This is a genomic window from Streptomyces sp. R21, assembly GCF_041051975.1.
In the GTDB taxonomy this organism is placed as follows: Bacteria; Actinomycetota; Actinomycetes; order Streptomycetales; family Streptomycetaceae; genus Streptomyces.
This window is the reverse complement of the sequence record NZ_CP163435.1, coordinates 9,595,219-9,620,564: the sequence shown is the minus strand read 5'-3', so window position 1 is coordinate 9,620,564 and position 25,346 is coordinate 9,595,219. Positions and strand designations below refer to the sequence as shown.

Here is a 25,346-nt window from a genome sequence, read left to right as displayed (position 1 = left end):
CGGTCGTCGGGAGCCGGAGCTCGTTGTCATCACAGGGAGCCGTAGCTCGATGTAAATGCCAACCTTTCATGCGCCCGGATAAATTCCGGGTACACGGACATTACTTTCCGCTACCGGCCGGTCTCAGAGGGACGACTGCGCGGGCGACCCGTCGAGCGTGTCCACCAGACGGTCCAGCAGGGCCCGCAGCAGCTCGTCGTCGCCGTCGTTCAGCACCGGCCACTGCGCCCGGATCTCGCGGTCGAGGCGTCGCCAGTACGTCTGCCCGCGCGGGGTGAGGTGGGCGAGGATGCGACGCCGGTCGAGGGGGTCGACGCGCCGGTGCACGAGGTTCTGGTCCACGAGGTGGTCGACCAGCTTGGTCAGCGTCGCCGGCGGCAGGAAGACGGCTTCGGCGACCGCCGTCATGTGGTGGCCCTCGCCGTCGGAGAGCAGGGCGAGCACCCGCCAGGCGTCCAGCGAGCAGCCTTCCTCGTCGAGGACGCTCTGCTGGCGGCGCGCGGCCAGCCGCTCGGCCCGCGTCAGGAGCTGCATCAGGTCCTGCGGCCGGCGCGGAGATCGGGTGGTCATCGTGCTCCTTGGTCACGGGGTGCGTACATCGTATGAGACGGACTGGAGTTCACCCGGCGGACCCGAAATCATGACGGCATGTTCCGGCACGATCCTCCTCCGCCCGACTGGTTCACGGCCGACGACTCCGTGCTCAGCGTGGCGCTCGTGTTTCCGTTGCAGGGATCGGCGGGGATCTTCGGACCCACCTGTGAACTGTGCGCGCAGCTTGCCGCGGAGGAGGTCAACCGGGCGGGCGGGGTCCTCGGCAAGGAGCTGCGCCTGCTGCCGGTCGACGGTGGCGGGGCACCGCGTGAGATCGCCGACCACGTCGAGGCGCTCGTCGATCTGGGCGTGGTGCAGGGCGTCACGGGCTGGCACATCTCCTCGGTGCGGCAGGCACTGGCGCCGAGGATCGCCCATCGGGTGCCGTACGTCTACACCGCGCTGTACGAGGGTGGCGAGGGCACCGCGGGCGTGTTCCTCACCAGCGAGACGCCGCGTGACCAACTACGGCCCGCCATGGGCCTGTTGGCGCATGAGCGGGGGGTGCGCCGTTGGTTCGTCGTCGGCAACGACTATGTCTGGCCCCGGCGTACGGCGCGGGCGGCGCACCTCTACGCGCGCGAGTCCGGCGGCGGCGTCCAGGGGGAGGTCTATCTCCCGCTGGGCACCCACGACTTCGATCCCGTGCTACGGCGTATCGAGCGGTCGGAGGCGGACGGCGTGCTGATGCTGCTGGTGGGCAGCGACGCGGTGCGCTTCAACCGGGCGTTCGCCGCGGCCGGACTCGATGAGCGGTGTCTGCGGCTGAGCACCCTCATGGACGAGAACATGCTGATGGCCAGCGGCCCGACGACCACCGTGGACCTCTACAGCACCGCGGGGTTCTTCTCGTCGCTGGCCAATCAGGACACCCTCGACTTCCACGGTCAGTACGCGGGGAGATTCGGCGTCGACGCACCCGCCCTCGGCAGTCTCGGCGAATCCTGTTACGAGGGTGTGCTGTTGCTGGCCGCGCTCATCGACCGGGCGGGGACGCTGGATGTGTCGGCGATCGGTGCGGCGGCCGACTCCGTGTCGTACGAGGGGCCACGGGGCCTGCTCCACCTGCGCGGCAGCCATGTGCGCCAGCGGATCTACCTGGCGCGGGCGGACGGGGTGGAGTTCGACGTGGTCGCCCAGCTCGACCTTCACGACTCCCGCCCTTGACAGGCTCATGCGAACGCGAAGATACTTCCCACAGGAAGTAATTAGAATGCCTCGGGCGATCTGTGAATTCATGTGCCGAATTCCGCCCCGGGCATTTTTTGTTTCCCGGAGAGAGCCGGAAGATACAGCCGGGAAAGTAACGCGAAACGCCATGGAAACAAGGCGACTTGAGGCTGTGACCGCACTTCAGGAACCAGCCGGTACACCATCAGCGGAAAGCTGGACAGTCGCACACCCACGCCACCCCTGAAGGGCTGATTCTTCCTTCTCCGGCATCTCAGCTGTCCCGTTACGGGACAAGGGGGTTCTTTTGTCCAGCGTTCCCAGCAATTCCCGGCGCCGGGTGATGGCCGGCGCGGCGGCGCTCGCCGCCGCGCTCGTGCTCTCCGCGTGTGGCGCCAAGACCGATGCGGGCGGTACGTCCGACAAGGCCGCCAAGGCCGACACCAGCGGCGACACCGTCAAGGTCGGACTGCTCAACTCGCTGTCCGGCACGATGGCGATCAGCGAGGTGACCGTACGCGACTCGCTGAAGCTGGCGATCGAGGAGATCAACGCCTCCGGCGGCGTGCTCGGCAAGAAGATCCAGCCGATCAGCGAGGACGGCGCCTCCGACTGGCCGACCTTCGCCGAGAAGGCGAGCAAGCTGATCAAGGAGGACCGGGTCGCGGCCACCTTCGGATGCTGGACCTCCGCGAGCCGCAAGGCCGTCAAGCCCGTCTTCGAGAAGAACAAGTCACTGCTGTTCTATCCCGTGCAGTACGAGGGACTTGAGGAGTCCCCGTACATCTTCTACACGGGCGCGACCACCAACCAGCAGATCATCCCCGCGCTCGACTACCTCAAGAGCCAGGGCAAGAAGAAGATCTACCTGGTCGGCAGCGACTACGTCTTCCCGCGCACCGCCAACAAGGAGATCAGGGCGTACGCGAAGGCCAACGGCATGAAGGTGCTCGGCGAGGACTACGCGCCGCTGGGCTCCACCGAGTTCAGCACCATCGCCAACAAGGTGAAGGCCTCCAAGGCGGACGCCGTCTTCAACACCCTCAACGGCGACTCGAACGTGGCCTTCTTCAAGGAGTACAAGTCCGCGGGCCTGACCGCCACGAGCATGCCGGTGGTCTCGGTGTCCATCGCCGAGGAAGAGGTCAAGTCGATCGGATCGCAGTACCTGGCGGGCCAGTTGACGGCCTGGAACTACTACCAGACCACCGCGGGTGCGGCGAACACCAAGTTCGTGAAGGCGTACAAGGCCAAGTACGGCCAGAGCAAGCCGACCAGTGACCCGATGGAGGCCGCGTACACCTCGGTCTACCTGTGGAAGGCGATGGTCGAGAAGGCGAAGTCGTTCGACCCGGAGAAGGTCAAGGCGGCCTCCGACGGCATCACCTTCGACGCCCCCGAGGGCAAGGTCACCGTCGACGGCGCGAGCCAGCACATCTACAAGACCGCCCGCATCGGAAAGATCGGCACCGACGGGCTCATCAAACAGGTCTGGGACTCCGGCAAGCCGATCAAGCCGGACCCGTTCCTGAAGGGCTACTCCTGGGCCTCCGGCCTCTCCTGACCGACCGCGCGCGGGGACCCCACACACCGGGTCCCCGCGTCCCGCCTCCCCGGAGCCGCCGCATGACCGTGATCCTCGGTCAGACCTTCACCGGCATCAGCATCGGTGCCGTCCTGCTGCTCATCGCGCTGGGCCTCTCGCTCACCTTCGGCCAGATGAACGTCATCAACATGGCCCACGGCGAGTTCATCATGGCCGGCGCCTACACCACGTACGTCCTGCAGAAGTCCATCACCAGCGCGGGCCTGTCGATGCTCGTCGCGCTGCCCGTCGCCTTCCTGGTGTCGGGGGCGCTCGGCGCGCTGCTGGAGTGGCTGCTCATCCGCCGCCTGTATCTCCGGCCCCTGGACACCCTGCTCGTCACCTGGGGTGTCTCACTGATGCTCCAGCAGCTCGCCCGTGACATCTTCGGCGCGCCCAACGTGCAGACCCGCGCGCCCGACGTGCTCACCGGGCACATCACGGTCCTCGGCGGTGACGATCCGCTGACCTTCGCCAACAGCCGCCTGTTCATTCTGGGGTTGGCGATCGCGGCGGTCGTCGCGCTGTCGCTGACGCTGCGGCTGACCCCGCTCGGGCGGCGGATCCGTGCCGTCGTGCAGAACCGGGACCTGGCCGAGGTGTCGGGCATCTCGACCGGCCGGGTGGACCGCACCGCGTTCTTCATCGGCTCCGGGCTCGCGGGAGTCGCCGGGGTCGCGCTGACGCTGGTCGGCCCGATCGGGCCCACGATGGGCACCAACGTCATCATCGACGCCTTCCTGGTGATCGTGGTCGGCGGCATCGGCCAGCTCAAGGGCAGCGTGATCGTCGCCTTCGTGCTCGGGGTGCTGCAGTCCGTCCTGGAGTACTCCACCACCGTCAGCGTCGCGAAGGTGCTGGTCCTCGTGGCCATCGTCGCGTTCCTCCAGTGGCGGCCGCAGGGGCTGTACACGCTGCGCACCAGGAGTCTCGTATGACCACCACGACCACGGACTCGGCGGCCACGAAGGCCGAGACCGCCACCGAGGCGAAACAACCCACCGGTTTCAAGGGCCTGTGGGGCGCCGGACGCCCGGCGCGCGCCGCCGTTGGCTTCGCCGCTGCCGCGGTGGTCCTTTTCGCCGTGGCCCCGCTCGCGCTCTCCGACTTCCGGCTCGGACTGCTCGCGAAGTACCTGTGCACCGCGATGGTCGCCGTCGGCATCTGCCTCGCCTGGGGGCGCGGCGGGCTGCTCACACTTGGGCAGGGCGTGTTCTTCGGGCTCGGCGGCTACGCCATGGCGATGCATCTGAAGATCGCGGACGCGGGGCCGGGCAACCTACCGGACTTCATGCAGCTGTATGGCACGGCCACTGAACTCCCGTGGTGGTGGCGGCCGTTCGGGAACCCGGTCTTCGCGCTCGCGGCGACCGTGCTGCTACCGATGGCCGTCGCCGCGATCCTCGGGTCGTTCATCTTCCGGCGGCGGGTCAAGGGCGCGTACTTCGCGATCCTCAGCCAGGCGCTCGCCGCGGCCTTCTCGATCTGGCTGATCGGCCAGCAGGCCACCACCGGCGGCACCAACGGACTCACCGACATCCAGGGCTTCTTCGGCTACGACCTCGACGATCCGGTCAACCAGCGGATGGTGTACTTCATCATCGCCGCGGTCCTGCTGCTCCTCATCGCGTCGGCCCGCCAGCTCATCCACAGCCGGTACGGCGAACTCCTGGTCGCCGTACGGGACTCGGAGGAGCGGGTGCGCTTCCTCGGGTACAACCCGGCGAACGTGAAGCTCGTCGCGTACGTCGTGGCCGCCGGCATGGCCGGTCTCGCGGGCGCCCTGTTCGTGCCCGTGGTCGGCATCATCTCCCCCGCCCTCATCGGGATCGTGCCGTCCATCGAGCTGGTGATCGGCGCCGCGGTCGGCGGCCGGGCGAGCCTGGTGGGCGCGGTGCTCGGCGCGGTCGGCGTCGCATGGGCCAAGACGGCACTGTCCGAGGAGTTCCCGGCGGCCTGGACCTACTTCCAAGGGCTGCTGTTCGTCGTGGCCCTGGCGTTCCTGCCCGGCGGACTCGCCTCGCTGGCGGGGATCATCCGGCGGCGCAGGGCGAACCAGGCACTCGGTGGGGAAGTGGCATGACGGAGCTTGCGGGTCTTGAGATACGACAACTGCGGGTGTCCTTCGACGGTTTCACCGCCGTCGACGGCGTGGACCTCGATGTGCGGCCGGGCGATCTGCGGTTCCTCATCGGGCCGAACGGCGCGGGCAAGACGACCCTGGTCGACGCGGTCACCGGTCTGGTGAAGGCGGACGGTTCGGTGCGCTTCGGCGACGAGGAGATCCTCGGGCGCAGCGTGCACCGGATCGCCCGCTCGGGCATCGGCCGCACCTTCCAGACGGCCACCGTCTTCGAGGAGTTGACGGTCCTTCAGAACCTGGACATCGCGGCGGGCGCCGGCCGGAGCATGCTGACGATGCTGCGCCGCCGCAAGGGCGTACCGGAGCCGGTGACGCGGGCCCTGGTGACGGTCGGGCTCACCGAGCTCGCGGACAGCCCGGCCGGAACGCTCGCGCACGGCCAGAAGCAGTGGCTGGAGATCGGCATGCTGCTCGTCCAGGACGTACGGCTGCTGCTGCTCGACGAACCGGTGGCAGGCATGAGCCACGACGAGCGGCAGGCGACGGGCGAGCTGCTGCAGCGCATCAGCGAGGAGCGGACCGTCGTCGTCATCGAGCACGACATGGACTTCATGCGGTCCTTCGCGCGCAGCGTCAGTGTGCTGCACGCGGGCAAGGTGCTCAGCGAGGGCACGGTGGCGCAGGTGCAAGCCGATCCGAAGGTGCAGGAGGTGTACCTCGGGCACACGGCCGCCGAGGACGCCGTCGAGGCGCTCGCCGAACCAACCGCCGTACAGGAGGCGTGAGTCAGCCATGATGCTGGAGATCGACAACGTACGAGTCGGCTATCACCGCAGCCTGGTCCTGCACGGGGTCTCCGTGGAGGTCCCGCGTGATGGTGTCGCCGCGGTGCTCGGGCACAACGGTGCCGGCAAGAGCACGCTGCTGCGGGCGGCTGTCGGACTGCTGAGCCCCGAGAGCGGGACCATCCGCCTCGACGGGGAGGACATCACCCGCCGCAAGCCCCACGAGCGGGTGGCCCGGGGCATGGCGTACGTCCCGCAGGGCCAGCAGGCCTTCCCCCATCTCACGACGGCGGAGAACCTCCAACTGGTCGCGGACGGGCGGCCGCGCGGCAGGGCGGCGATCGCCGAGGCCCTGGACCTGTTCCCGGCGCTGCGGACCCTGTCGGGACGCCGTGCGGGCCTGCTGTCGGGTGGCCAGCGTCAGCAACTCGCCATCGCCCGGGCGTTGGTGACGGAGCCTCGGATCCTGCTGCTCGACGAGCCGACCGAGGGCATCCAGCCCTCGGTGGTGGCCGAGATCGAGGAGACCATCCTCGCCCTGGCCGCCCGCGGCGGGCTCTCGGTGCTGCTGGTCGAACAGCACGTCGGCTTCGCGATGCGGGCGGCGCAGCGCTACTACGTCCTGGAGGCGGGACGGGTCACCTCCTCCGGGGAGGGCGGGCAGGAGGCGGAGCGGTCCGTGCGCGAGGCGTTGAGCGTGTGAGGCCACGCCTCGTCAGGCCATACGGCAGCCGCGGGGGCGCTCAGCCCGGCGCTCGCCGGACGAGCGACTCCCGGCTGCGTGCGAGGTAGGCACGCTCGGCCGGGTTCTCGGTGAGCGCGATGGCCGCCTCGTAGGCCCGTACGGCCTCGGTGTGCCGGTCGAGGCGGCGCAGCAGGTCCGCCCGGACGGCGTGGAAGGCGGGGTAGCCGTCCAGGTCCAGCGCGTCGACGAGGGCGAGCGCCTGGCCTGCTCCCTCGACCTCGGCGACGGCGACGGCCCGGTTGAGGGCGACCACCGGGCTCGGGGTGAGTGCGCTCAACTGGTCGTACAGCTGGAGGATCTGGCCCCAGTCGGTGGCCGCGGCGGTCGGCGCGTCGCTGTGCACCGCGTTGATCGCGGCCTGGATCTGGTACGGGCCCGGCTGGTTGCGGCGCAGGCAGCGGCGGACCAGGGACTGGCCTTCGGCGATCAGGGCGCCGTCCCACCTGCTGCGGTCCTGGTCGGAGAGTGTGATCAGCTCGCCGTCCGGGGCGAACCGCGCGGGGCGGCGGGCCTCGACCAGGAGCATCAGCGCGAGCAGCCCGATGACCTCGGGTTCGTCCGGCATCAGTTCGGCCAGCAGACGGCCGAGGCGCAGCGCCTCCGCGCACAGATCCTCCCGGCCGCCGTAGCCCTCGTTGAAGATGAGGTAGACGACGGCGAGCACGCCCTTGACGCGGTCGGGGAGGTCGGCGCCGCGCGGGATGCGGTAGGGGATGCGGGCATCGCGGATCTTGGCCTTGGCCCTGACCAGGCGCTGGGCCATGGTGGCTTCCGGTACCAGGAAGGCACGGGCGATCTGCGGGGTGGTCAGCCCGCCGAGGAGGCGCAGGGTGAGCGCGACCTGGGCCTGGGGTGCGAGCGCGGGGTGGCAGCAGGTGAAGATCAGGCGGAGCCGGTCGTCGCGCACGGGGCCCTCCTCGGCGGGCGGGTCGGGGGCGTACAGCCGGGCGGCCTGGGCGTGCCGGTCCTCGCGCGTGGACTCGCGGCGCAGCCGGTCGATGGCCCGGTTGCGGGCGGTGGTGATGATCCAGCCGGCCGGACTCGGGGGCACGCCGGTCTCCGGCCACTTCTGCAGGGCCGTGGCGAAGGCGTCCTGCACCGCTTCCTCGGCGAGGTCGATGTCGCCGAGGAAGCGGACGAGTACGGCCACGGCACGGCCGTACTCCGCACGGAAGGCGGCCTCGATGGCGGCGTTGTCGGGATGACCGAGGTCGCCCGTGTGTTCGGTGTTACCGGCGTGCGCGGTCATCAGTCCTCGGCTTCGCCCATGAACGGGCGCACCTCGATCGGCAGGGTGGTCGCCAGTGTCGCCTTGCGGCCCCATTCGAGGGCGGCGTCGAGGTCGGGGGCCTTGATCAGGCAGATTCCGCCGAGGTACTCCTTGCTCTCGGTGTAGGGGCCGTCGGTGATCAGCACGTCGCCGTCGTTCGCGCGGAGCACGGTAGCCGTCTCCGGTCCGTGCAGTCCTCCGGCGAAGACCCAGGCGCCCGCTGCGCGCAGTTCCGCGTGGAAGACGTCGAGGTTGTGCATGATCTCTTCCAGGACCTCGGGCGCGGGCGGCTCCCCGACCGGCTGCATCACGCTCAGCAGGTAGTGCTTCATGACCTGTCCTCCTCGGTGTCGTACCGCTTCTCATTCCCTACACGAACGCGAGGCGGCCGGATCGACACCGGGCACCACGACACCGGGAGATTTCTTTCGATGACCACCGCGACCCCCGCATCCCACCCCCTGGTCGCCCGTGCGCGCCTGCTGGCGCGCGAGGTGCTGGCGCCGCGCGCCGAGCAGGTGGACCAGGAGGGCGTGCCCGCGAGCAGCATCGAGGCGCTCAAGCGGTCGGGGCTGCTCGGGGTGAGCGCTCCCAGGGAGTACGGCGGGGCTGCGGCGCCCGCCGCGGTGGCACGGGAGACCGCGGAGATCCTGGCCGGGGCGTGCTGCTCCACCTGGTTCGTGGGGACCCAGCACCACACACCGGTGGCGACCTTGGCCCAGTCCGAACTGCCGGTACGGGAGCGGCTGTTGGGGCCGCTGGCGCGCGGGGAACTGCTGTCCGGGGTGGCGTACGCGCAGTTGCGGGCGTATCCGCGCCGCCCGGTCCGGGTCACGCGGGAGCGCGGTGGCTGGCGTTTCGACGGGACGGTGCCCTGGTACACCGGCTGGGGCCTGAACGACGTGATGCTGCTTGCCGGGGTGACGGACGCGGACGAGGTGCTGTTCGCGTTCACCGAGGCGCGCGAGCAGCCCGGTCTCCATGCGTCGCCGCCGATGCGGCTGGCGGCACTGACCGCCGCCCGGACGGTCTCCCTGGAGCTGGACGGGCTGCGGCTGGGCGACGACGCGGTGGCCCTGCGCGCCCCGTACGAGGTCTGGGCGGCCGGTGACCGGCCCAAGAGCACCAACGCCTCACCGGCGGTCTTCGGGGTGGCCACGGCGGCGCTCGACCTGCTGGACGGCGACCCGGCCGCCAAGGACAGCGCCGGTGCGCTGCGCGAACGGCTCGACGCGGTCAGGCGGCAGGCGTACGCCCTGGCCGAGCACCCGGTGCCCTCCGAGCGCATCGACGAGCGGCTGGAGTGCAAGACGCGGGCCTACGACGTGATGCGCGCGGCGACGACGGCGGCCGTGGTCGCCGGTGGCGGGCGCTCCATGGACCTGGGCAGCCGGGCTCAGCGGCTGGCACGCGAGGGCATGTTCCTGCTGGTGCAGGGGCAGACGGCCGAGGTCCGCACGGCGCATCTCAGGTCGCTCTCGCGGTGAGCACGGGCTGGTAGAACCCGCTGGAGTCCGATGCGTGCCATGCGATGTCGGCGAAGCCGGCGCCCGCCATGAACCCCGTCAACTGCCCCTGCGTCAGGGCCCAGTAGGTGGTCCGGCGGCGACGGACGTCCCAGGTGTCGCCCGTCGGGACAAGCTGGAAGTGCTCCAGGTCGTAGTGCTCGCCGTCCTCGTGCCAGTGCCACAGCTGGAAGGTGATCGCGTCGCCGTCGGGGGTGTGCGAGACCTGGGGAGGTGTCGCCTGCGGGCGGGTCAGGCGGGCTTCGTCGTAAGGCCGGACCGTGATGATCAGGAGCCCGTCGTCCCTGAGTACCCGGCGCATCCCGCCCAGGGCCGAGCGGACGTCCTCGGCGGTGAGCAGGTGCGGGAGCGAGTTGTCGGCGCCGAGGACGACATCGAAGGCGGACGGCTTGAAGGGCAGGGCGCGCAGGTCCGCGGCGGCCACCGCAAGGCTGGCGCCACGGGCAGCGGCGAGGCCAGCGGCGCGGGCCGTGGCTACCGGGCTGAGATCGCTCCCGACGACCTGATGTCCGGCCAGGGCGAGCCCGATCGCCTGGGTGCCGATCCCGCAGGAGCAGTCGAGGACCGCATGCGGTCGTGTCCCGAGTCGCGCACGGATGAGTCCGTCCAGCGCCTTGGCCTGGCGTGCAAGGCTCGCATCCCAGTCCGGGAACATCAGGTGGTAGTCGGCGGCCAGCCCGTCGTAGAAATCCCTCGCTGAGGACTCGAGCATGCGGCTCACCGTAGTGGGGCGCGTGTCGGCCGTCGCTTCTTCTTGCCTGACGCACGCGGGTGGGCCCCGCCGGTAGCCGCCGCTATTGCGCGAACGGCACCTGCGCCGCGGGTGCGCTCGGCTGGGCGAACGGGTGCTGCCACAGCCCCTGCGCGGCCAGCCGGGGCAGGACGCCCTCGCCGAACCAGTACGCCTCCTCCAGGTGCGGATAGCCGGAGAGCACGAACTCGTCGATGCCGAGGCGGTGGTATTCGGTGATGCGCTCGGCGACCTCGTCGTGGCTGCCGACTAGGGCGGTGCCGGCGCCGCCGCGGACCAGGCCGATGCCGGCCCACAGGTTGGGGTGGATCTCCAGACCGTCGCGATTTCCTCCGCTGTGCAGCGCGAGCATGCGCTGCTGTCCCTTGGACTCGCTGCGGGCGAGCCCGGCCTGAACGGACCTGACCGTCTCCGGGTCGAAGCCGTCGAGGAGCCGGAGGGCCTCGGCCCACGCCTGCTCGGAGGTGTCGCGGGTGATGACGTGCAGCCGGATCCCGAACCGTACGGTGCGCCCTTCCTTCTGGGCGAGGCCGCGGACCCAGGCGATCTTCTCGGCGACCTGTGCGGGCGGCTCGCCCCAGGTGAGGTAGACGTCGACATGGCGGGCGGCGATCTCCCCGGCGATGGGCGAGGAGCCGCCGAAGTAGACCTCGGGGACCGGATCGGGGACCCGGGCGAGCCGGGCGTCCTCCACCTGGAGGTGTTCGCCCGCGAGGTCGACGGTCTTGCCGTCCCACAACTCCCGCACGATCTGCAGGAATTCGCCGGTACGGCGGTAGCGGGCGTCCTTGTCGAGGAAGTCGCCGTAGGCCCGCTGCTCGTGGCTCTCGCCGCCTGTGACGACGTTCAGCAGCAGCCGTCCGCCGGTCTGCCGCTGGAAGGTGGACGCCATCTGGGCGGCCAGCGTGGGCGAGACGAAGCCGGGCCGGAAGGCCACCAGGAACTTGAGGCGTTCGGTGTGCTGGCTGACCATCGCGGTGGTCAGCCACGCGTCCTCGCACCAGGCGCCGGTGGGCGTGAGCGCGCCGACGAAGCCCAGGTCCTCGGCGGCCCGCGCGATCTGGCTCAGATAGGCGACGGTCGGCGGCCGGTCCCGGCCCGAGGCGGTGGCCGGGGTGCCGTGGCCGCCGCCGACGACGTGCCGGCTGTCGCCGTTGGTGGGCAGGAACCAGTGGAAGGTGAGGGACATGTGGGGGTCTCCGATCGGGGATGTCCGCGCGGCGGCGTGCCGCCGTTCCGGGCCTGCCGTTGAGTGCCTGCCATTCGGGGCGGGGCAGCCGACGTGCTGGATTTTCAAAGGAGTTCGGCGGCGGCCACCGCGATGTCAGACCGCCGCGGCCAGCAGAGGCGTGCGGCCCAGGGCCGCCGAGAACTGGTCGACCACCTGGGTCAGGGCCTCGGCGGCGCCCGGCGCGACGGTGAGGCTGCCGTCCTCCTCCGCGGTGATGTCCTTGTCGAGGGTGAACCAGCCCTGCACGATGTGCCCGGCGCCCATGGAGGACAGCACCGGTCGCAGCGCGTAGTCGATGGCGAGCACATGGGCGACCGAACCGCCGGTGGCCAGCGGCAGCACGGTCTTTCCGGTGAGGGCGTACTGCGGGAGCAGGTCCAGCAGGGCCTTCAGCGCGCCTGAGTAGGCGGCCTTGTAGACGGGGGTGGCGATGACGACGCCGTCGGCGCGGGCGACGAGTTCGGTGGCCTCGACGATGGCGGGGTGCCGGAAGTCGGCGCCGAGCAGGGCCTCGGCGGGGATCGTGCGGATGTCGAGAGGGATCACCTCGTGCCCCTGGGCGATCAGGCGGGCGTCGAGGTGGCGCAGCAGTTTGGCGGTGCGGGAGGAGACGGAAGGGCTGCCGGAGATGGACAGGACGGAGGCCATGGGCCCTCTTTCGTGAGCGGAATTCCTGTTGCGGTCATTCGGGTACGCCGAATTCGACGGAACGAGACATCAACGAGCACGACATCACCGAGTGCACGTCAAGGGGCGCGAAATCCAGTGGCGCGACCACGACGAATGCGATCTCAGGGCGGCTCGATCAGATCTCAGGGGACGCGATCAATCGCTGAACTCGGGTGAGGGAATGCGACGCACGACTGCCCAATGGCAGTGCTGGTGCGGGAAATTGCGCGATGGCTCGGAAGAGTCAGGCCACGGGGCAACAGGAGGCGCTGGAGACACGCGCGAGATCGACGTGGCGTCGTCGCGTGAGGTCCATTCGCATCTTCATGGCGTTGATCGTCGCAGCAGCCGGTCCGAGGCGTCAAGGAAAACCCGTCCGGTCTCGTATCGCGGACCACCGAATTTCACGAAGGTGTGACAGGGAAACCCTTGAACGCACCTACGCAACGCACGCATTCTGCTGCGGTGCGGACGGAACAGTTGGAGTACATCGCGGCCGTGACGCGGCTCGGCTCTCTCCGCCGGGCAGCCGAGGAACTCCGCCTCTCACAGCCCGCGTTGAGCGAGACCGTGCGGAATCTTGAACGCGAACTCGGCATCGATCTCCTGGAACGCAGGCGCTCCGGCGCGACGATGAGCGCGGCGGGCCGGGAGCTGCTGCCGCACATCATCCAGGTGCTGGAGGCGGTCGACCGGCTGCGCGGCGCGGCGGGCGAACAGCACCGCATCAGCCGGATGGTGCGCGTCGGCACCGTGAACGCGGCGACCGTGCCGCTGCTCATCCCCGCCGTCCGGGAGTTCCGCGCATCGCATCCGGTCACCCAGGTCGAGGTGGTCGGCGCACAGCAGTCGGACATCCACCGGGCGCTGTCCGAGGGCGGCTTCGACCTCGGGCTGGTCAACCACCTCGACGGCGACGACGTGCCCGCCGACTTCGAGAGCACCGAACTGCTGCGCGGCCGCCCGGTGGTGTGCATACGGCCGGACAGCGCGCTCTCCGCGCTCACCCGCGTGTCCGCGCCGGACCTCCTCACCGAACCGCTGATCGCCATGCGCTCGGGCTACGTCATGCACCGGTTCGTCCACCGTTTCCTGGAGGGCCATGAGCCTGCCTTCTCCTACTCCACCGACGGCGCGGAGATGGGCAAGCTGATGGTCGCGGAGGGACTCGGCGCCACGGTTCTGCCCGACTTCAGCGTGATCGGGGACCCGTTGGAGCGGCTGGGCGCGATCACCTACCGTCCGCTCGCCGAGGACTCGACCCGAGTGCGGTTGATGCTTCAGCGGCGCCGGGCGGAGTCGGTGCCGCGGGCCGCACACGACCTGCACGAGGTGTTCGTACGGCAGGCCGAAGCACTCGGCGGAACGCTCACCGGCCGAGGCTGACGCCGGGCCGCGCCCTTCGTCCCCGCCGGGACCGCGCGCGGCGGTTGCCGTCCGCACCGGTATATCTCGCCCACCCCGTCAGCCGTCGCCTGCGCTTCCGGTCTCGCTGCCCGTCGCGGACGGCACCACCACGAGGAATGCGTCCGACTCGAGGTCCATCACGACCGTCGCGGGCTCACCTTCGGCGCGACGTCGCGCCGCATACTCTTCCGCGGGCCACGATCCGCGCGGAGCTCCCGCAGAAAACCGTCCCAGCACCTTCCCGCGCATGGCGGAGACACCTCCAGCAACGTCCGTCGGCTTCGCCGACGACTCTCCTTCCGTACGGGTGCCCGCGATCCGCCGGGCCATGTACGGCTGTCGCCGCGCCCTGGCGGCCGGTCGACGTAACCGTCGTGCTCCTCCCGCGCGTCAATCACCTCCGGGGAGCAGCCGCTTGTAACCGACGAGCGTGCGGTAGCGCTCCCGCCGGGCGAACTCCCCCAGGCTCCAGACGGCGGGCCTGCCCACCTCGGCGCAGAGGTGCAGAATCCGCTCCTCCCCCACGGCGACGCCCACATGTGCTCCCCACGGGTCGTCGCCGGCGTTGAAGAGGGCCAGGTCCAGTGGTCGGGCGACAGGTACGCGTTCGGTGTGTCCGGTGTCGGCCCACAGGTCGCTGGACCGCCATGCGGGGACGTGCAGGGCGAAGTGCCCGAGCACTTCGTAGGCGAACAGTTGGCAGTTCGCGCCTTCGGTGAGTCCCGGCCGCTCGGTCACTGCCCGCGAACCGGGAAAGCGCCCGCCGACGTACGGAGTTGCCCAGATCTCCGTAGGCAGCCGTGCCGTCAGCGTCTCCAGGGGCGATGGCGCCGTCGGCATCGACGGCGACAGCCGCGCCGTCGGCCCGTGGTCACTCGGCTCCCGCATCCGTGCTCCCGTCCGCTGTGTACCGCGCCAGTTCCCACGGGTCGTGTGCGCTGAAGACGTCCACTTCGTCACCGTGCAGGCGCACCAGTTCCCGCAGACGGGCATGGTTGCCGAGGCGCAGCGGCCTGTCCACCTCGGTGATCTCCTGGAGGACGTCCATGCCGGGGTGGCCCTGCGGCCGGTCGGGGTCGATCTCGCGGTGGAAGTAGTAGGCGTCCCCGCAGTGCAGCAACCAGCGGCCGCCGTCCTCGACGGCTATCGCGCTGTGGCCGCGCGTGTGGCCGCCGAGCGGGACGAGCAGGATCTCCGCGTCCAGTCCGGTGAGCGGGCGGACCGCGTCGAAGCCGAACCAGGCCTCTCCCCGGGGTTGCGGGTAGGTCACCCAGTGCGGCCGGTGGGCCCACTGGGTCGGACGGTAGCGGAGGCGGTCCTCGGGGTGGGCCCCGGGAGCCGCCATCGCCGCGCGGTGCTCGGCCTCGCTCAGGTGGACCTTGGCCCAGGGGAAGTCGGGCAGTCCGCCCGCGTGGTCGAGGTCGAGGTGGCTGAGGACGATGTGCCGCACGTCCTCCGGGCTGAAGCCCAGGCGGACGACCTGGTGCAGGGCGGTCTCCGCCAGGTCCAGGACGGGCTGGGCCCGCCCGAGGAACTCCGCTCCCAAGCCCTCCTCTGGTCGCTCGACATCGGCCGTACCGATGCCGCTCTCGACCAGGACGAGACCGTCCCGGTCGGTCTCGACGAGGAGGCAGTGACAGATCGCGGGAAGGCCGCCCTCCTCGGTGTCGATCGTCCGCAGGGAACCGCAGTTCAGGTGGTGGATCTTCATGGATGAGTCCCTTCACACGTGCTGACGAGTGCCGCTGGACATCGAGTCGCCATATCGAGTCGCCATATCGACTCGCCACATCGCGCCGCCATATGGATCAGCCGTATCGAGCGGTCGTATCGAGCGGTCGCATCGGGCCGCCGTGTCGGGCCGCCGTGTCGGGCCGCGACATAGATAACGAACGTTCGTGAGCTAATGGCGAACGGTCGTTAGGTTAAAGTGACTTCATGAGCCCGCGCAAGTCCGTTGCCGAAACCGCCGCCACCCGCGACCGGATCATCACGAGCGCCCTCGCGCTGGCCACCACCGCGGGCCTCGAAGGCCTCACCATCGGCCGCCTCGCGACGGATCTGGGGATGAGCAAGGCCGGGGTGATCGGCCACTTCGGCAGCAAGGAGGCACTCCAACTCGCCGTACTGGCCTCGGCGGTGGAGCGGTTCCGGCTGCGTGTTCCGGCGCGCGCCGTCGGCGCCACGCCCGGCACCCAGCGGCTGGGGCGCGCCTTCGACGAGTGGATCGACTACATGGGCGAGTCCGAGAGCCACGGAGGCTGCTTCCTGACCTCGGTCGCGAGCGAGTTCGACGGCCGCCCCGGCCCGGTCCGCGACGCGGTGCTCGAGACGCTCGGCGCCTGGTCGGCGTACGTGCGGGAGGAGTTGCGCACCGCGGTCGAGTCCGGGGAACTGCCGCCGGACACCGACGTCGAGCAGGTGGCCTTCGAACTCGACGGCACGATCCTCGCGGCCAACCAGGCCATCCAGCTCCACAGAAATGCGCAGGCCCCCGCACGGGCGCGCCGCGCCATCGCCCGCCTGCTCACCACATGACAAGCCGTTCGATCACAGGGGACGGCGTCATCGGACCACTCGTGCGACTCGGCGAGCGGGGCCGGGCGGAACGCCGCATCGAGGAGGGGGCCGGATGCATTCGCCGAGGGACGGCAGCCACGTAGAGAGCCTGGACGGCAGGCTCGTATCGGCGGTGCGGGCGGGGGACGCCGACGCGGTGCGCGCGCTGCTGGAAGAGGGCGCACATCCCGACGCGTCCGCTGCGGAGGGACTGCCGGTGCTGTGCTCGGCCGTAGCGGCGTACGACGCAGTGGTCGCCGAGGCGCTGGTGGAAGGCGGCGCGGACCCGGACCGGGCACTGCCCGACGGCACGACACCGCTGCTGCGGGCCGTCGATCTCGGCTCGCCGGCGATGGTCTCGGCGGTCCTGGGCGACGAGCCGCCGCGACGGCTCCCGCAGGCCGCACGCGAGCGACTGCTCGCCATGGCCCGGAACTGGTACGAGACGGGTGCGGCCGAGGAGTTGTGCCGCAGGACCGGAGCGTCGGGGCCGGCCGAGACGTGCCTCGTCCAGGACGACGAGAGCCATCACGTCGAGCGGGTCTCGCTCGGCGGGCTCACCGTTCGGGCGGGGCACGGCGCCGTCCTGACCTCGTTGGAGTGGGCCTTCCGCATCCTGACCCCGGTCGACGAACTCGTGGCCCGCGCTGTCCACCGACCGGACGAGGACCATGTCGACTGGTCCGCGTCCCGCTTCACCCTGACGCTGCGCCGCAGCAAGGAGACCTGGTCGGCCGTGGTGGCCTTCCGCCATCACCCATCGCCCCACCACCGCCTGTTCGTGCTCTCCTACCTGCGGATGAGAATGCTGTTCGAGAGGTCCGGCCGTCACTCGTACGCGAAGGCGGAGAGTCAACTCCTGGCCGACTGGGCGATCGAGGAGACGGACAGCTCGGTGCTCGCGCAGGTCCTCAAGACGTTCAACACCTACGAACACCCGGGCCATGAAGCCGTCGGACTGCGCTACGCCGATCACCCGGACCCGCGCGTGCGCCGGCAGGTGCCCGACTGCTTCTCCACGAACGACGCCTCGCTCACCTCCACCGCCACGGCCGCGCTGCTCACCCTCGCGCGTGACCCCGACTCCGAGGTGCGCCGCGCCGTGTGCGAGGTGATCGCCCCGGCCCTCGGCCTCACCCCCGAGCCACAACTGGCACTGCTCGCCCTGATCCGGGACCCCGACCCGGACGTACGCGCCGCCGCGGCGGCCACCCTGTCCAGATCCCACGACCGCACACCCGCCGTCACAGAAGCGTTCGTTGCACTGCTCGACGAGGAAGACCAACTGCTGCGGCTGGAGGGCGCCTGCGGTCTCGCCCGGCGGGACGATCCGCGGACGGAGGAGGCCTACGAACGCGTGGGGCCGCTCGGTCCCGGCTTCGAGCACGATGCCCGGGCGGACGCGCTCTGGCGCTGGAGAATGCGGAACAGACCGTGACCGACCCAGCCGACCCGACCGACCCGACCGCCCTCACGTCGGTCGCGGACCTGGCGCCGGGACGGCGGATCTCGCTCCTCACACCTCTACAACCCCTCCCATCTCTACACATAAAGAGAAAATAAGCGCAGAATGTGAGCAAGCGGCGCTAACCGCACACTCCTCCATAAACGCGGTCAGGCCTGCAGAGATCGAAGGAGACGAGTCATGGCCAACGTCTCGCACACCAGTGGTGACATCACCAGCCACCCTGACGCTTCCGAAATGCGGGACCGCTACGCCCGCATGCTCGGTGGTCGCGATGTGGCGCTCGTGGACGGACCGGTGTTCCTGCTCGGTCTGTACTGCGCCGTATCCCCGTGGATTCTCCACTACACGACAAGCCAGCCCGCGCTCGTGACCCACAACCTGATCATGGGCATCGCGATCGCGCTGCTGGCCCTCGGATTCACCGTCACACCCGAGAGGATGTACGGCCTGAGCTGGGCGATCTGCGCGATGGGCACATGGTTGATCATCTCTCCGTGGGTCGTCGGCGACAGCCCGGACACCGGTGTCGCCCTCAACAGCATCATCGTCGGCGCGCTGGCCGTGGTCCTCGGGGCAATGTGCGCGGTCACGGCGAGGAGCACCAACTCCCGGATGTGACCCCGGCAGCACGGAAGGAGACCGCGGGCCGGCCCGTCGCGAGCGGGTCGGCCCCGCCGTGGGCAGGGCCGAGGAGTAATGGACCCGGGGCCGGGTGAACCGGGTCAGCGGCCGGGCATCAGCCAGGGCTCCTGAGGCAGCGGGCGGCCCGTCTCGACGAAGGACTTCAGATTGGACAGCACCGCCGACCAGCCGGAGGTCGCGTCGCCGAGCGCCGCCTCGTCGGCCAGGTCCTCGTGGGTCACGGTGAGGCGGACGATGTCAGCGTGCGGCTGGATGTCGAAGGTGACCCGGGAGTACTTGTCATCCCGACCCTCGTCCTCAGGCGCCGCCCATGTGGTCACCAGGCGTGTGGGGCGATCACTCTCCACCACGGTGCCGACGACGTCGGCGATGCCGGAGCCGTCGATGCGCCGGTGCTCCCACCGGGATCCGGGCCGCCAGTCCGACACGTTGCTGTGGCCCCAGTACGCGGCGGTCAGGTCGGCGTCGGTGAGCGCGTCCCAGACCTTCTCGGCCGTGCTCCGGATGTAGGTGACGTACACGAAGTTCGGCCTGCCGGTCATGGCTTCCTCGGCTCGTTGCTTGAGAGCGCTCAGCGCGAGCAGGCGCGGGCGCTCGAACTTGTCGATCCACCGCTCCTGCATCTCATGGAGCGGCACCGGATTGAGGTAGTGCAGCTTTTCCCTTCCCCGCCGCACCGTGCTGACCAGGTTGGCCGCCTCCAGGACACCCAGGTGCTGCGTCACCGACTGGCGTGTCATGTCGATGTGCTCGCACAGCTCACCGAGCGTCTGCCCACCCTGCTCGTGCAGCCGGTCCAGCAGCCGCCTCCGGGTCTGGTCGGCCAGCGCCTTGAAGACCTGGTCCATCGCGGGGTCATTCTCAGATCGCACACTCAACGTTATGCAGGTAATAACTTGCATGTCAATCGGCGGCGTCCACACCGGTCACTTCCCGACTCTGGTCGACGACCCGGACCTCACCTCAGGCCGGCGCCCAGCTCGCCACGATGGGCGGCCACCCAGCCGTAGGCCGCCCGCACCTCCCCCACCACTCCCCGCTCGCGCAGACCGACCATGGCCCGCTCGCCGCGCGACGCACCGGCCTCGATGCCGCGCCGGCAGCGGTCCTGCCACCACAGAATCGCGTCCACGATTGCGCTCGGGTCGGCCAGGCCGTAGGAGGCGCAGATCAGGGCGATCCGACGGGCGGCCTCGGGGACGTCCGAGACGCGCGGACCGAGGTCCAGGTACTGCCAGCAGACGTGGGCGACATCGTGGATGCGTGCGCCCGGCGCGGCGAGGTCCCAGTCGATGAAGGCGAGCGGCTGCCAACCCGGCGCGTACACGGTGTTGCGTGGGGACAGGTCGTTGTGACAGACGACTTCCTGATCCCCGGCTTGTTGCGTGCCGTGTGTGAGGTCATGGAACTCGCGGACGAGCCGGGCCACGCGGGCCAGGCTCGCGTCCGTCCGCGCCGCCTCCAAGGCCTCAGCATTCAGAGGCACTTGGCCCTCGACGTAGTCGAAGATCTCACGCCCCTGCTCGTCCGCGCCGAGTCGCCGCGGTGCCCCGCTCCAGCCCTGTCGGTCGAACAGGGCGAGCAGGCCGCCTACGTACTGCGCGCGAGGGCCGGGCGGGCGACGAACGGTCGGTCCGACCCGGACGACCTGGTTGACGAAGCCTCCGGGCAGCGCCGACTCCTGCATGAAAGCCGCCTCCGCGTACGGGTGTCGGGTCACGCCCCGGCTGGTTCGACGGCCTCCAGCCGCGCCGGGACGTGCTTGTGCCAAGGGGTGCCGGCGAGCCAGTCGCGGTGGTGGAGGGAGGTGAGGTCATTGGGGGCGACGCCCACCGTACCGTGGTCGGGGTGGTCCACACCGAGGCCGTTGGGCAGCGAGATGTGTCCCTCGCGCATCATGTCGGAGACCTCGACGACGACGTGGGCGCTGCCGCGTTCGGTGAGCAGGCGGGCGGTGCAGCCGTTGGCCAGACCGAGGCGGTCGGCATCGGCCCGGCTGACGCGCAGGGCGCCTTCGGCGTCGCGGCGGCGCCAGGTCGGATCGCGGTAGATCGTGTTAGCCGTGAACGAGCGCCGCTCCCCCGCCGAGAGGACCAGCGGGAACCGCTCGCTCGTCAGACGTTCGCCCTGCTTCCCCAATTCCCTCAACTTCTCGGTCAGTTCGGGGATCTCTACGGTGAAGCGGTGGTCCGGGCGGCGTACGTAGTTCCATACGTCGTCCCAGTCGTCGACCGTGAAGGTCACCCCGGAGGGAGTCGCGAGGAGTGCGTCGTAGAGGGCGTCGCCGTCGGGGAAACCGGCGCGGCGCACGGCGTCCGGATACGTCATCGCGCACACCTGGGCGAGCCCCCAGACCGGAGCCGTGGCGCGCTGCGCTGCCGGCAGAGCGGCGCCAAGGGTCTCGTACAGCAGATACGGGGCGAGGCCGAACAGTGCCGGTTCCTTGCCGAGAGCGGCGAAGAAGGCCTCGCGGAAGGCGGTGCGCGAGGTGTGGGCCGCCTCGGTCAGGGCCGTCAGCAGTTCCTCGTCGGCGGCGGCCAGGCGGCGCAGCAGCCGGGCGTAGATCTCCGGTTCCGGGAGGGTGCCGGGCAGTGGGTCCAGGAGCGGCGGGCGGAGCTGGAAGGTGTTGTGGGGGAACTCGGTGTTGAAGAAAGTCGCCTCCCACTTCTCGAACTGGCTGGCCGCGGGCAGGACGTAGTCGGCGCGACGGGCGGTCTCGGTGAGGGCCACGTCGACCACGACCACGAGGTCGAGGGCGTCGAGCGCCTCGGCGAACGCCTGCGAATCGGCAAGGGAGTGCGCCGGGTTGGCGCTTTCGATCCACATCGCCCGGAACCGGTCGGGGTGGTCGGTCAGGATCTCCTCGGCGATCGAGTTGCACGGCACGAGCCCCGCGATGATCTTCGCTCCGGTGACGGGCGTACGGCGTCCGCGGCCGGACTTCCCGCTGCCGCCGGCGAGTGCGGCGAAGGCCGAGTGCAGGAACATCGTGCCGGGGCGCCCGAAGTTGCCGGTCAGGATCCACAGCAGCTTGTTCAGGTACGACACCAGGGTGCTGTGCGGAGCCTGTTGGACGCCCAGATCCTCGTACGTCGTCACACTGGCGGCCGTGCCGATGCGCCGCGCCGCCGCGCGCAGCAGATCCTCCTCGACGCCGCAGCGGGCCGCGTACTGCGTGACGGGCACCTCGGCCAGCGCCTCCAGCACGGGGCCGGTCCCGGCCGTGTGCTCCGCGATGAACTCGGCGTCGCACAGTCCCTCTTGGACGATCACGCCGAGCAGGGCGGCCAGGCACCAGGCATCCGTGCCCGGCAGCACCTGGAGGTGGAAGTCGGCCAGCGCCGCGGTCTCGCTGCGCCGCGGATCGAGGACGATCATCGAACGGCCGGGGTCCTTGGCGAGAGCGCGCAGGGTCGGCCGGGCTCGCGGAAAGCTGTGCGACTGCCACGGGTTCTTGCCGAGGAAGACCACGACCTCGGCGTGCTCGAAGTCGCCCTTGGTGTGGCCTCCGTAGAGCTTTCCGTCGACCCACATCTCGCCGGTCTTCTCCTGGGCGAGCGCGCTGGAGAAATAGGGGGCGCCGAGGGCCGCTTGCAGGGCCTTGGTGTGCAGGCCCCCGAGGTGGTTGCCCTGGCCGCCTCCGCCGTAGAAGAAGATCTTCTCGCCGCCGTGTTCCCTGCGCACCGCGGTGAGCCGCTCCGCGATCTCGTCGATCGCGGTCTCCCAGTCGATCTCCTCGTACGTCCCGTCGGCGCGGCGCCGCAGCGGGGACGTCAGCCGGTGGCGGCCGTTCTGGTAGTGGTCGAGGCGCAGGGCCTTCTCACAGGTGTAGCCGGCCGAGGCCGGGTGCTTCCTGTCCCCGCGAATGCGGGCCAACTTCCGTCCGTCCAGCTGGACTTCGATACCGCAGTTGCACTCGCAGAGGATGCACGCGGAGGTCCGCCAAGTCTCTCGTTCGGTGTCGGCCACGCCCATGGCTCCTCACGCCCAGCGGGTTCCAGTGAGTCTGGTAGAGCAACTTACTGGACGGTAGTGCCATCAGTCCTATAGAGCAACCCACTTGAGGGGTGCGGTTGTTGCCCGCTACGTGTTCGACTCGTGGAACTCATGGCACTCATGGAGAGGAGGCCGGATGGCGGGGCTGGGATGGATGTACGGCCGTGATCTGCCGCTGCTGAGCCTCACGTTCGCACGCGACCTCACCGCGCGAGAGCTGCTGGATCGGATGGGCGCGATCCCGGCGACAGTCGCCGTGCGCAGCCGGGAAGACTTCGACGAAGACTTCGGTGACGTCCTGTACAACAGCGATGCCTACGTCGTCAGCGCTGGGAAGTACGGCCCGTGGGCGTGGGCCTGGGAGCACGGCAGCTGGCGGTGCGTCGAGGACGGGCAGCTCGTGTCCGCGGTTTCGACCGGGACTGCGGCCTTGGCACTGCACGCCAATGAGCCCCGGGTCGAGTTCCTCTACGCCGAGGACCGGCGACTGATCAGCGGCATGTTCAGCCTGCGGAGCCTCCGGCCCGCGAACCGGATCGGCGACGACCCACAACGGTTCGACCCCGAACTACGGGCCCTGGGCGCCCACCTCGACCGTGACGACCCCGGCCCGCTGGGCACCCGCGGCCTCTTCTTCCGCCTCATCGAGGGTCTCGGCGCCGGCATCCCTCACGCCGACCTGGTCACGGACCCCGTACTCAGCGCGCGCCTGCTCGTGCTGCGGTAAAGACGGACCGCTCACACGCGGGTCGACCTATGATCCGAGGCGTTGCCCTCCCCCTGCCTCGCCGCCACGGCGCAGGCTGCCCGCGAAAAGTAGGTCTCCCACCGTGACCGGTTCCGTCAGCAAGGCCCCCTGGCTCCTCGCACGCTTCGCGCAGGCCGCGATCGGCGTGGCAGCCGTCGCGGACATGTTCCGGGTCGTGACTCTGCGGGCTCAGCATCTGCACCCCACGGATGCGTCGCTACGGAGCAGGTTCGGATTCGCGTCGATGGTATTCGTGTACCTGATGACGGCTGCCGTCGTGCTGTTCCTGGTGTGGTTCAGCCGCTGCCGACGGAACGCGCACGCGCTCTCGGCCGGAGCGCTTGGCCACGGTGCCGGTGGCGGGTCCGCCGGTACGGGTTCGCCGCGTCCCGGTGCACACGGTGCCGATGCCGATGCCGGTGACGGGTCCGTCTGGGCTGTCGTCGCCTGGCTCATACCGGTGGTCAACCTGTGGGTTCCGCGAGGCCTCGTCCTTGAGGTCCAGCGGGCGAGCAGCGCCGAGGCGGCGGAGAGGGGACGCGAGGACGTCCTGGTGAACGCCTGGTGGGCCGCTTGGGTGGGGCATGCGGTGATCGTGCTGGGGTCTCGATTCGGCCAGGGAACTTCGATGCCCCTCCTCGTACTGTCGGAAGCGTTCAACGTCGTCGCAGCGGTTCTCGCGATGTGTGTGATTCAGCGCATCACCGCTCTGCAGAGCGCCGCACTCCCGGCCATGTCACCTGCCGGGCCGCTGTCTCACGCTTGATTGCGGGGAGGCGCAACGGTCTGCCGGAAAACCGTTCGCCGAATCCACAACGCCTGTCCACACTGACGCGGTGAGCAGAACTGTCAGTGCGTGGGTCACGTCGGGTGCGGACTTCCTCGGCACCGCCGGGCCCTTCCCCGTCGATGTCCCGTGGTGGTCCGAGGTCGAACCGGTCACCGCCCGGCTGGAGGAGACGCTCGGTGTTCCCGTGCTGGTGCTGCGTCTCCTGTTCGTCGACGGAGGTGCAGGCAGCCGGGACGGCCATGTGACCTATCACGTGGAGGCGTTGGAGCGTCCGGTGCCCGGGCTGTTGAGTCAACAGCCCGTGGATCAGGATGTGTTGAACGGGCATGAGCCGCTTCGGTCACCGTGGGCGCGGGCGGACAGTCTGCGGGAACTCCTCGACGGGGCAAGGCGAACGCTGGCCTCGGCAGGGCGACCGGTGACCGGTCCGGTGGAGCAGCGCCGCACCTGGAACCTGGCCGGACTCTTCCGCCTGCCCACCGGGCAGGGCCCGGTCTGGCTCAAGGCGACACCGCACTTCGCCGCCGATGAGGCCGTCGTCATCCGCACCTTCGCTCAGGTCGATCCGGACCTGGTCCCGACGCTCCTCGGCTCCGGCGAGCGGCACATCCTGATGGAGCACATCCCCGGCGAGGACTGCTGGCAGGCCTCCCCCGAAACGCTCACCTCCGGGATGCACCGATTCGTCGCCGCGCAGGCGGCACTGGCGGCCTCGCTCTCCCCACTGCCCTCCGGCGTCCGGGACTGGAGCACACCAGTCCTCACCGCGCGCGTCCGCGAGCTGCTCGACGGCCCGGTGGCCGAGGAACTCACTCCCCAAGAGCTGTTTGCTGCAAGGGCGTTGGCGGACCGCTGGCCCCTGCTCGCCGAGTGCGGTCTGCCCGACACTCTCGTGCACGGCGACTTCCACTGCGGCAACTGGCGCAGCGAGGGCGGACCGCCGGTCATCATGGACTTCGCCGACGCGTACTGGGGCCACCCCGTCATGGACGGGCTGCGCGTCCACGATTTCCTCCCCGCATCCGCCGGCGCGTCCGCCGCCCGCGCCTGGGTCGACGCCTGGAAGTCCCGGGCCCCCGGCAGCGACCCGGCCCGCGCGCTCGCCGTCGCCGAACCGCTCGCCCATCTCGCCCTCGCCGTCCGCTATCAGGAGTTCCTCGTCGGCATCGAGCCGTCGGAGCAGCCGTACCACCGGGGCGACCCTGCCGCGGCCGTCCGCAGGGCCCTGCGGTGCGTGAAGAAACCCGCCCCGATCTTCACATCCGAGGAGATCCGTGCAGCCGGATGACGCCCCCTTGGCCGCGCCACCGCACCCGCGGCAGGATCA

27 protein-coding genes are annotated in these 25,346 nt (G+C 70.1%); 14 read left to right on the top strand and 13 right to left on the bottom strand.

The window, feature by feature from the left end; genetic code table 11:
* Positions 1-123 precede the first annotated feature (123 nt).
* Positions 124-570 (bottom strand): MarR family winged helix-turn-helix transcriptional regulator, encoded by a 447-nt coding sequence (locus AB5J56_RS43070; RefSeq protein ID WP_369241631.1) that lies wholly within the window; start codon positions 568-570, stop codon positions 124-126.
* Positions 571-648: 78 nt separating this feature from the next.
* On the opposite strand from AB5J56_RS43070, the gene AB5J56_RS43065 reads away from it, so the two are divergent.
* The 6 genes from AB5J56_RS43065 to urtE all read left to right on the top strand — a co-directional run bounded on the left by AB5J56_RS43065 (position 649) and on the right by urtE (position 6,920).
* Positions 649-1,761, top strand: coding sequence for a substrate-binding domain-containing protein (locus tag AB5J56_RS43065; RefSeq protein ID WP_369241629.1), 1,113 nt, complete (start codon positions 649-651; stop codon positions 1,759-1,761).
* Positions 1,762-2,107: 346 nt separating this feature from the next.
* On the top strand, positions 2,108-3,328 hold the full coding sequence (gene urtA, locus AB5J56_RS43060) for an urea ABC transporter substrate-binding protein (RefSeq protein ID WP_369243131.1): 1,221 nt from the start codon (positions 2,108-2,110) through the stop codon (positions 3,326-3,328).
* Positions 3,329-3,390: 62 nt separating this feature from the next.
* A complete protein-coding gene (gene urtB, locus AB5J56_RS43055) occupies positions 3,391-4,287 on the top strand; it encodes an urea ABC transporter permease subunit UrtB (protein ID WP_369241627.1) in 897 nt (298 codons plus the stop codon).
* Entirely contained in the window at positions 4,284-5,432 is a 1,149-nt protein-coding gene (gene urtC, locus AB5J56_RS43050) for an urea ABC transporter permease subunit UrtC (protein WP_369241625.1), read from the top strand. Before urtB ends, urtC begins: the two co-directional genes overlap by 4 nt.
* A complete protein-coding gene (urtD, locus tag AB5J56_RS43045; protein ID WP_369241623.1) occupies positions 5,429-6,217 on the top strand; it encodes an urea ABC transporter ATP-binding protein UrtD in 789 nt (262 codons plus the stop codon). Before urtC ends, urtD begins: the two co-directional genes overlap by 4 nt.
* A 10-nt stretch (positions 6,218-6,227) precedes the next feature.
* Positions 6,228-6,920, top strand: coding sequence for an urea ABC transporter ATP-binding subunit UrtE (gene urtE / locus AB5J56_RS43040; protein WP_369243129.1), 693 nt, complete (start codon positions 6,228-6,230; stop codon positions 6,918-6,920).
* A 40-nt stretch (positions 6,921-6,960) separates the two neighbouring features.
* On the opposite strand, the gene AB5J56_RS43035 is transcribed toward urtE, so the two are convergent.
* Both AB5J56_RS43035 and AB5J56_RS43030 read right to left on the bottom strand, forming a co-directional pair.
* Positions 6,961-8,211 carry an RNA polymerase sigma factor gene (locus AB5J56_RS43035; protein ID WP_369241621.1) on the bottom strand — a complete coding sequence of 417 codons (1,251 nt, stop codon included), beginning with the start codon at positions 8,209-8,211 and terminating at the stop codon, positions 6,961-6,963.
* Positions 8,211-8,564 (bottom strand): YciI family protein, encoded by a 354-nt coding sequence (locus tag AB5J56_RS43030; protein WP_369241619.1) that lies wholly within the window; start codon positions 8,562-8,564, stop codon positions 8,211-8,213. Before AB5J56_RS43030 ends, AB5J56_RS43035 begins: the two co-directional genes overlap by 1 nt.
* Positions 8,565-8,663: 99 nt before the next feature.
* Between AB5J56_RS43030 and AB5J56_RS43025 the strand changes: the two genes are divergently transcribed.
* Positions 8,664-9,719, top strand: coding sequence for an acyl-CoA dehydrogenase family protein (locus AB5J56_RS43025; protein WP_369241617.1), 1,056 nt, complete (start codon positions 8,664-8,666; stop codon positions 9,717-9,719).
* On the opposite strand, the gene AB5J56_RS43020 is transcribed toward AB5J56_RS43025, so the two are convergent.
* From AB5J56_RS43020 to AB5J56_RS43005, 4 genes are all read right to left on the bottom strand, one after another.
* The gene (locus tag AB5J56_RS43020) at positions 9,700-10,470 is read right to left on the bottom strand and encodes a class I SAM-dependent methyltransferase (RefSeq protein ID WP_369241615.1); all 771 of its coding nucleotides are present in this window, start codon (positions 10,468-10,470) and stop codon (positions 9,700-9,702) included. The genes AB5J56_RS43025 and AB5J56_RS43020 overlap by 20 nt on opposite strands.
* A gap of 82 nt (positions 10,471-10,552) precedes the next feature.
* Positions 10,553-11,698: an LLM class flavin-dependent oxidoreductase gene (locus tag AB5J56_RS43015; protein ID WP_369241613.1), complete on the bottom strand. Its 1,146-nt coding sequence runs from the start codon at positions 11,696-11,698 to the stop codon at positions 10,553-10,555.
* Between the two features lie 135 nt (positions 11,699-11,833).
* Positions 11,834-12,388, bottom strand: coding sequence for an NADPH-dependent FMN reductase (gene ssuE, locus AB5J56_RS43010; RefSeq protein WP_369241611.1), 555 nt, complete (start codon positions 12,386-12,388; stop codon positions 11,834-11,836).
* 265 nt (positions 12,389-12,653) lie between these two features.
* On the bottom strand, positions 12,654-12,725 hold the full coding sequence (locus AB5J56_RS43005) for a putative leader peptide (protein WP_369243127.1): 72 nt from the start codon (positions 12,723-12,725) through the stop codon (positions 12,654-12,656).
* Positions 12,726-12,874: 149 nt separating this feature from the next.
* Between AB5J56_RS43005 and AB5J56_RS43000 the strand changes: the two genes are divergently transcribed.
* Positions 12,875-13,795, top strand: a complete 921-nt coding sequence (locus tag AB5J56_RS43000) for a LysR family transcriptional regulator (protein ID WP_369241609.1) — start codon at positions 12,875-12,877, stop codon at positions 13,793-13,795.
* 78 nt (positions 13,796-13,873) lie between these two features.
* On the opposite strand, the gene AB5J56_RS42995 is transcribed toward AB5J56_RS43000, so the two are convergent.
* The 3 genes from AB5J56_RS42995 to AB5J56_RS42985 all read right to left on the bottom strand — a co-directional run bounded on the left by AB5J56_RS42995 (position 13,874) and on the right by AB5J56_RS42985 (position 15,527).
* Positions 13,874-14,065 carry a hypothetical protein gene (locus AB5J56_RS42995; RefSeq protein WP_369241607.1) on the bottom strand — a complete coding sequence of 64 codons (192 nt, stop codon included), beginning with the start codon at positions 14,063-14,065 and terminating at the stop codon, positions 13,874-13,876.
* A gap of 141 nt (positions 14,066-14,206) precedes the next feature.
* Positions 14,207-14,704 carry a hydrolase gene (locus AB5J56_RS42990; protein ID WP_369241605.1) on the bottom strand — a complete coding sequence of 166 codons (498 nt, stop codon included), beginning with the start codon at positions 14,702-14,704 and terminating at the stop codon, positions 14,207-14,209.
* Positions 14,688-15,527 (bottom strand): MBL fold metallo-hydrolase, encoded by an 840-nt coding sequence (locus AB5J56_RS42985; RefSeq protein ID WP_369241603.1) that lies wholly within the window; start codon positions 15,525-15,527, stop codon positions 14,688-14,690. The genes AB5J56_RS42990 and AB5J56_RS42985 overlap by 17 nt, the downstream gene beginning before the upstream one ends.
* A 227-nt stretch (positions 15,528-15,754) precedes the next feature.
* On the opposite strand from AB5J56_RS42985, the gene AB5J56_RS42980 reads away from it, so the two are divergent.
* The 3 genes from AB5J56_RS42980 (at position 15,755) to AB5J56_RS42970 (ending at position 18,461) form a co-directional block, all read left to right on the top strand.
* Positions 15,755-16,354, top strand: a complete 600-nt coding sequence (locus AB5J56_RS42980; protein ID WP_369241601.1) for a TetR/AcrR family transcriptional regulator — start codon at positions 15,755-15,757, stop codon at positions 16,352-16,354.
* A gap of 94 nt (positions 16,355-16,448) precedes the next feature.
* Positions 16,449-17,813 (top strand): HEAT repeat domain-containing protein, encoded by a 1,365-nt coding sequence (locus AB5J56_RS42975; protein WP_369241599.1) that lies wholly within the window; start codon positions 16,449-16,451, stop codon positions 17,811-17,813.
* 207 nt (positions 17,814-18,020) lie between these two features.
* On the top strand, positions 18,021-18,461 hold the full coding sequence (locus AB5J56_RS42970) for an SPW repeat protein (protein ID WP_369241597.1): 441 nt from the start codon (positions 18,021-18,023) through the stop codon (positions 18,459-18,461).
* A 104-nt stretch (positions 18,462-18,565) separates the two neighbouring features.
* Here AB5J56_RS42970 and AB5J56_RS42965 read toward each other — a convergent pair whose 3' ends face one another.
* The 3 genes from AB5J56_RS42965 to AB5J56_RS42955 all read right to left on the bottom strand — a co-directional run bounded on the left by AB5J56_RS42965 (position 18,566) and on the right by AB5J56_RS42955 (position 22,454).
* A complete protein-coding gene (locus AB5J56_RS42965) occupies positions 18,566-19,333 on the bottom strand; it encodes an ArsR/SmtB family transcription factor (RefSeq protein WP_369243125.1) in 768 nt (255 codons plus the stop codon).
* Positions 19,334-19,443: 110 nt separating this feature from the next.
* Positions 19,444-20,205, bottom strand: coding sequence for a phosphotransferase (locus AB5J56_RS42960; protein WP_369241595.1), 762 nt, complete (start codon positions 20,203-20,205; stop codon positions 19,444-19,446).
* Positions 20,202-22,454, bottom strand: coding sequence for a molybdopterin-dependent oxidoreductase (locus AB5J56_RS42955; protein WP_369241593.1), 2,253 nt, complete (start codon positions 22,452-22,454; stop codon positions 20,202-20,204). Before AB5J56_RS42955 ends, AB5J56_RS42960 begins: the two co-directional genes overlap by 4 nt.
* 163 nt (positions 22,455-22,617) lie before the next feature.
* On the opposite strand from AB5J56_RS42955, the gene AB5J56_RS42950 reads away from it, so the two are divergent.
* The 3 genes from AB5J56_RS42950 (at position 22,618) to AB5J56_RS42940 (ending at position 25,307) form a co-directional block, all read left to right on the top strand.
* Positions 22,618-23,208: a DUF6461 domain-containing protein gene (locus AB5J56_RS42950; protein ID WP_369241591.1), complete on the top strand. Its 591-nt coding sequence runs from the start codon at positions 22,618-22,620 to the stop codon at positions 23,206-23,208.
* Between the two features lie 103 nt (positions 23,209-23,311).
* Positions 23,312-23,995, top strand: coding sequence for a DUF4328 domain-containing protein (locus AB5J56_RS42945; RefSeq protein WP_369241589.1), 684 nt, complete (start codon positions 23,312-23,314; stop codon positions 23,993-23,995).
* Between the two features lie 70 nt (positions 23,996-24,065).
* Positions 24,066-25,307, top strand: coding sequence for an aminoglycoside phosphotransferase family protein (locus AB5J56_RS42940; protein ID WP_369241587.1), 1,242 nt, complete (start codon positions 24,066-24,068; stop codon positions 25,305-25,307).
* Positions 25,308-25,346: the final 39 nt, after the last annotated feature.

Bases quoted from the DNA above. Each gene is read 5' to 3' on its own strand.
- AB5J56_RS43065 (WP_369241629.1), top strand. From the start codon at position 649: ATGTTCCGGCACGATCCTCCTCCGCCCGACTGGTTCACGGCCGACGAC.
- urtE (WP_369243129.1), top strand. From the start codon at position 6,228: ATGCTGGAGATCGACAACGTACGAGTCGGCTATCACCGCAGCCTGGTC.
- AB5J56_RS42975 (WP_369241599.1), top strand. From the start codon at position 16,449: ATGCATTCGCCGAGGGACGGCAGCCACGTAGAGAGCCTGGACGGCAGG.
- urtC (WP_369241625.1), top strand. From the start codon at position 4,284: ATGACCACCACGACCACGGACTCGGCGGCCACGAAGGCCGAGACCGCC.
- AB5J56_RS43070 (WP_369241631.1), bottom strand. From the start codon at position 570: ATGACCACCCGATCTCCGCGCCGGCCGCAGGACCTGATGCAGCTCCTG.
- AB5J56_RS43015 (WP_369241613.1), bottom strand. From the start codon at position 11,698: ATGTCCCTCACCTTCCACTGGTTCCTGCCCACCAACGGCGACAGCCGG.
- AB5J56_RS42980 (WP_369241601.1), top strand. From the start codon at position 15,755: ATGAGCCCGCGCAAGTCCGTTGCCGAAACCGCCGCCACCCGCGACCGG.
- urtB (WP_369241627.1), top strand. From the start codon at position 3,391: ATGACCGTGATCCTCGGTCAGACCTTCACCGGCATCAGCATCGGTGCC.
- AB5J56_RS42985 (WP_369241603.1), bottom strand. From the start codon at position 15,527: ATGAAGATCCACCACCTGAACTGCGGTTCCCTGCGGACGATCGACACC.
- AB5J56_RS42995 (WP_369241607.1), bottom strand. From the start codon at position 14,065: ATGCGCGGGAAGGTGCTGGGACGGTTTTCTGCGGGAGCTCCGCGCGGA.
- AB5J56_RS43030 (WP_369241619.1), bottom strand. From the start codon at position 8,564: ATGAAGCACTACCTGCTGAGCGTGATGCAGCCGGTCGGGGAGCCGCCC.
- AB5J56_RS42970 (WP_369241597.1), top strand. From the start codon at position 18,021: ATGGCCAACGTCTCGCACACCAGTGGTGACATCACCAGCCACCCTGAC.
- AB5J56_RS42965 (WP_369243125.1), bottom strand. From the start codon at position 19,333: ATGGACCAGGTCTTCAAGGCGCTGGCCGACCAGACCCGGAGGCGGCTG.
- AB5J56_RS43020 (WP_369241615.1), bottom strand. From the start codon at position 10,470: ATGCTCGAGTCCTCAGCGAGGGATTTCTACGACGGGCTGGCCGCCGAC.
- AB5J56_RS42990 (WP_369241605.1), bottom strand. From the start codon at position 14,704: ATGCGGGAGCCGAGTGACCACGGGCCGACGGCGCGGCTGTCGCCGTCG.
- urtA (WP_369243131.1), top strand. From the start codon at position 2,108: ATGGCCGGCGCGGCGGCGCTCGCCGCCGCGCTCGTGCTCTCCGCGTGT.
- AB5J56_RS42950 (WP_369241591.1), top strand. From the start codon at position 22,618: ATGGCGGGGCTGGGATGGATGTACGGCCGTGATCTGCCGCTGCTGAGC.
- urtD (WP_369241623.1), top strand. From the start codon at position 5,429: ATGACGGAGCTTGCGGGTCTTGAGATACGACAACTGCGGGTGTCCTTC.
- AB5J56_RS43025 (WP_369241617.1), top strand. From the start codon at position 8,664: ATGACCACCGCGACCCCCGCATCCCACCCCCTGGTCGCCCGTGCGCGC.
- AB5J56_RS43035 (WP_369241621.1), bottom strand. From the start codon at position 8,211: ATGACCGCGCACGCCGGTAACACCGAACACACGGGCGACCTCGGTCAT.
- ssuE (WP_369241611.1), bottom strand. From the start codon at position 12,388: ATGGCCTCCGTCCTGTCCATCTCCGGCAGCCCTTCCGTCTCCTCCCGC.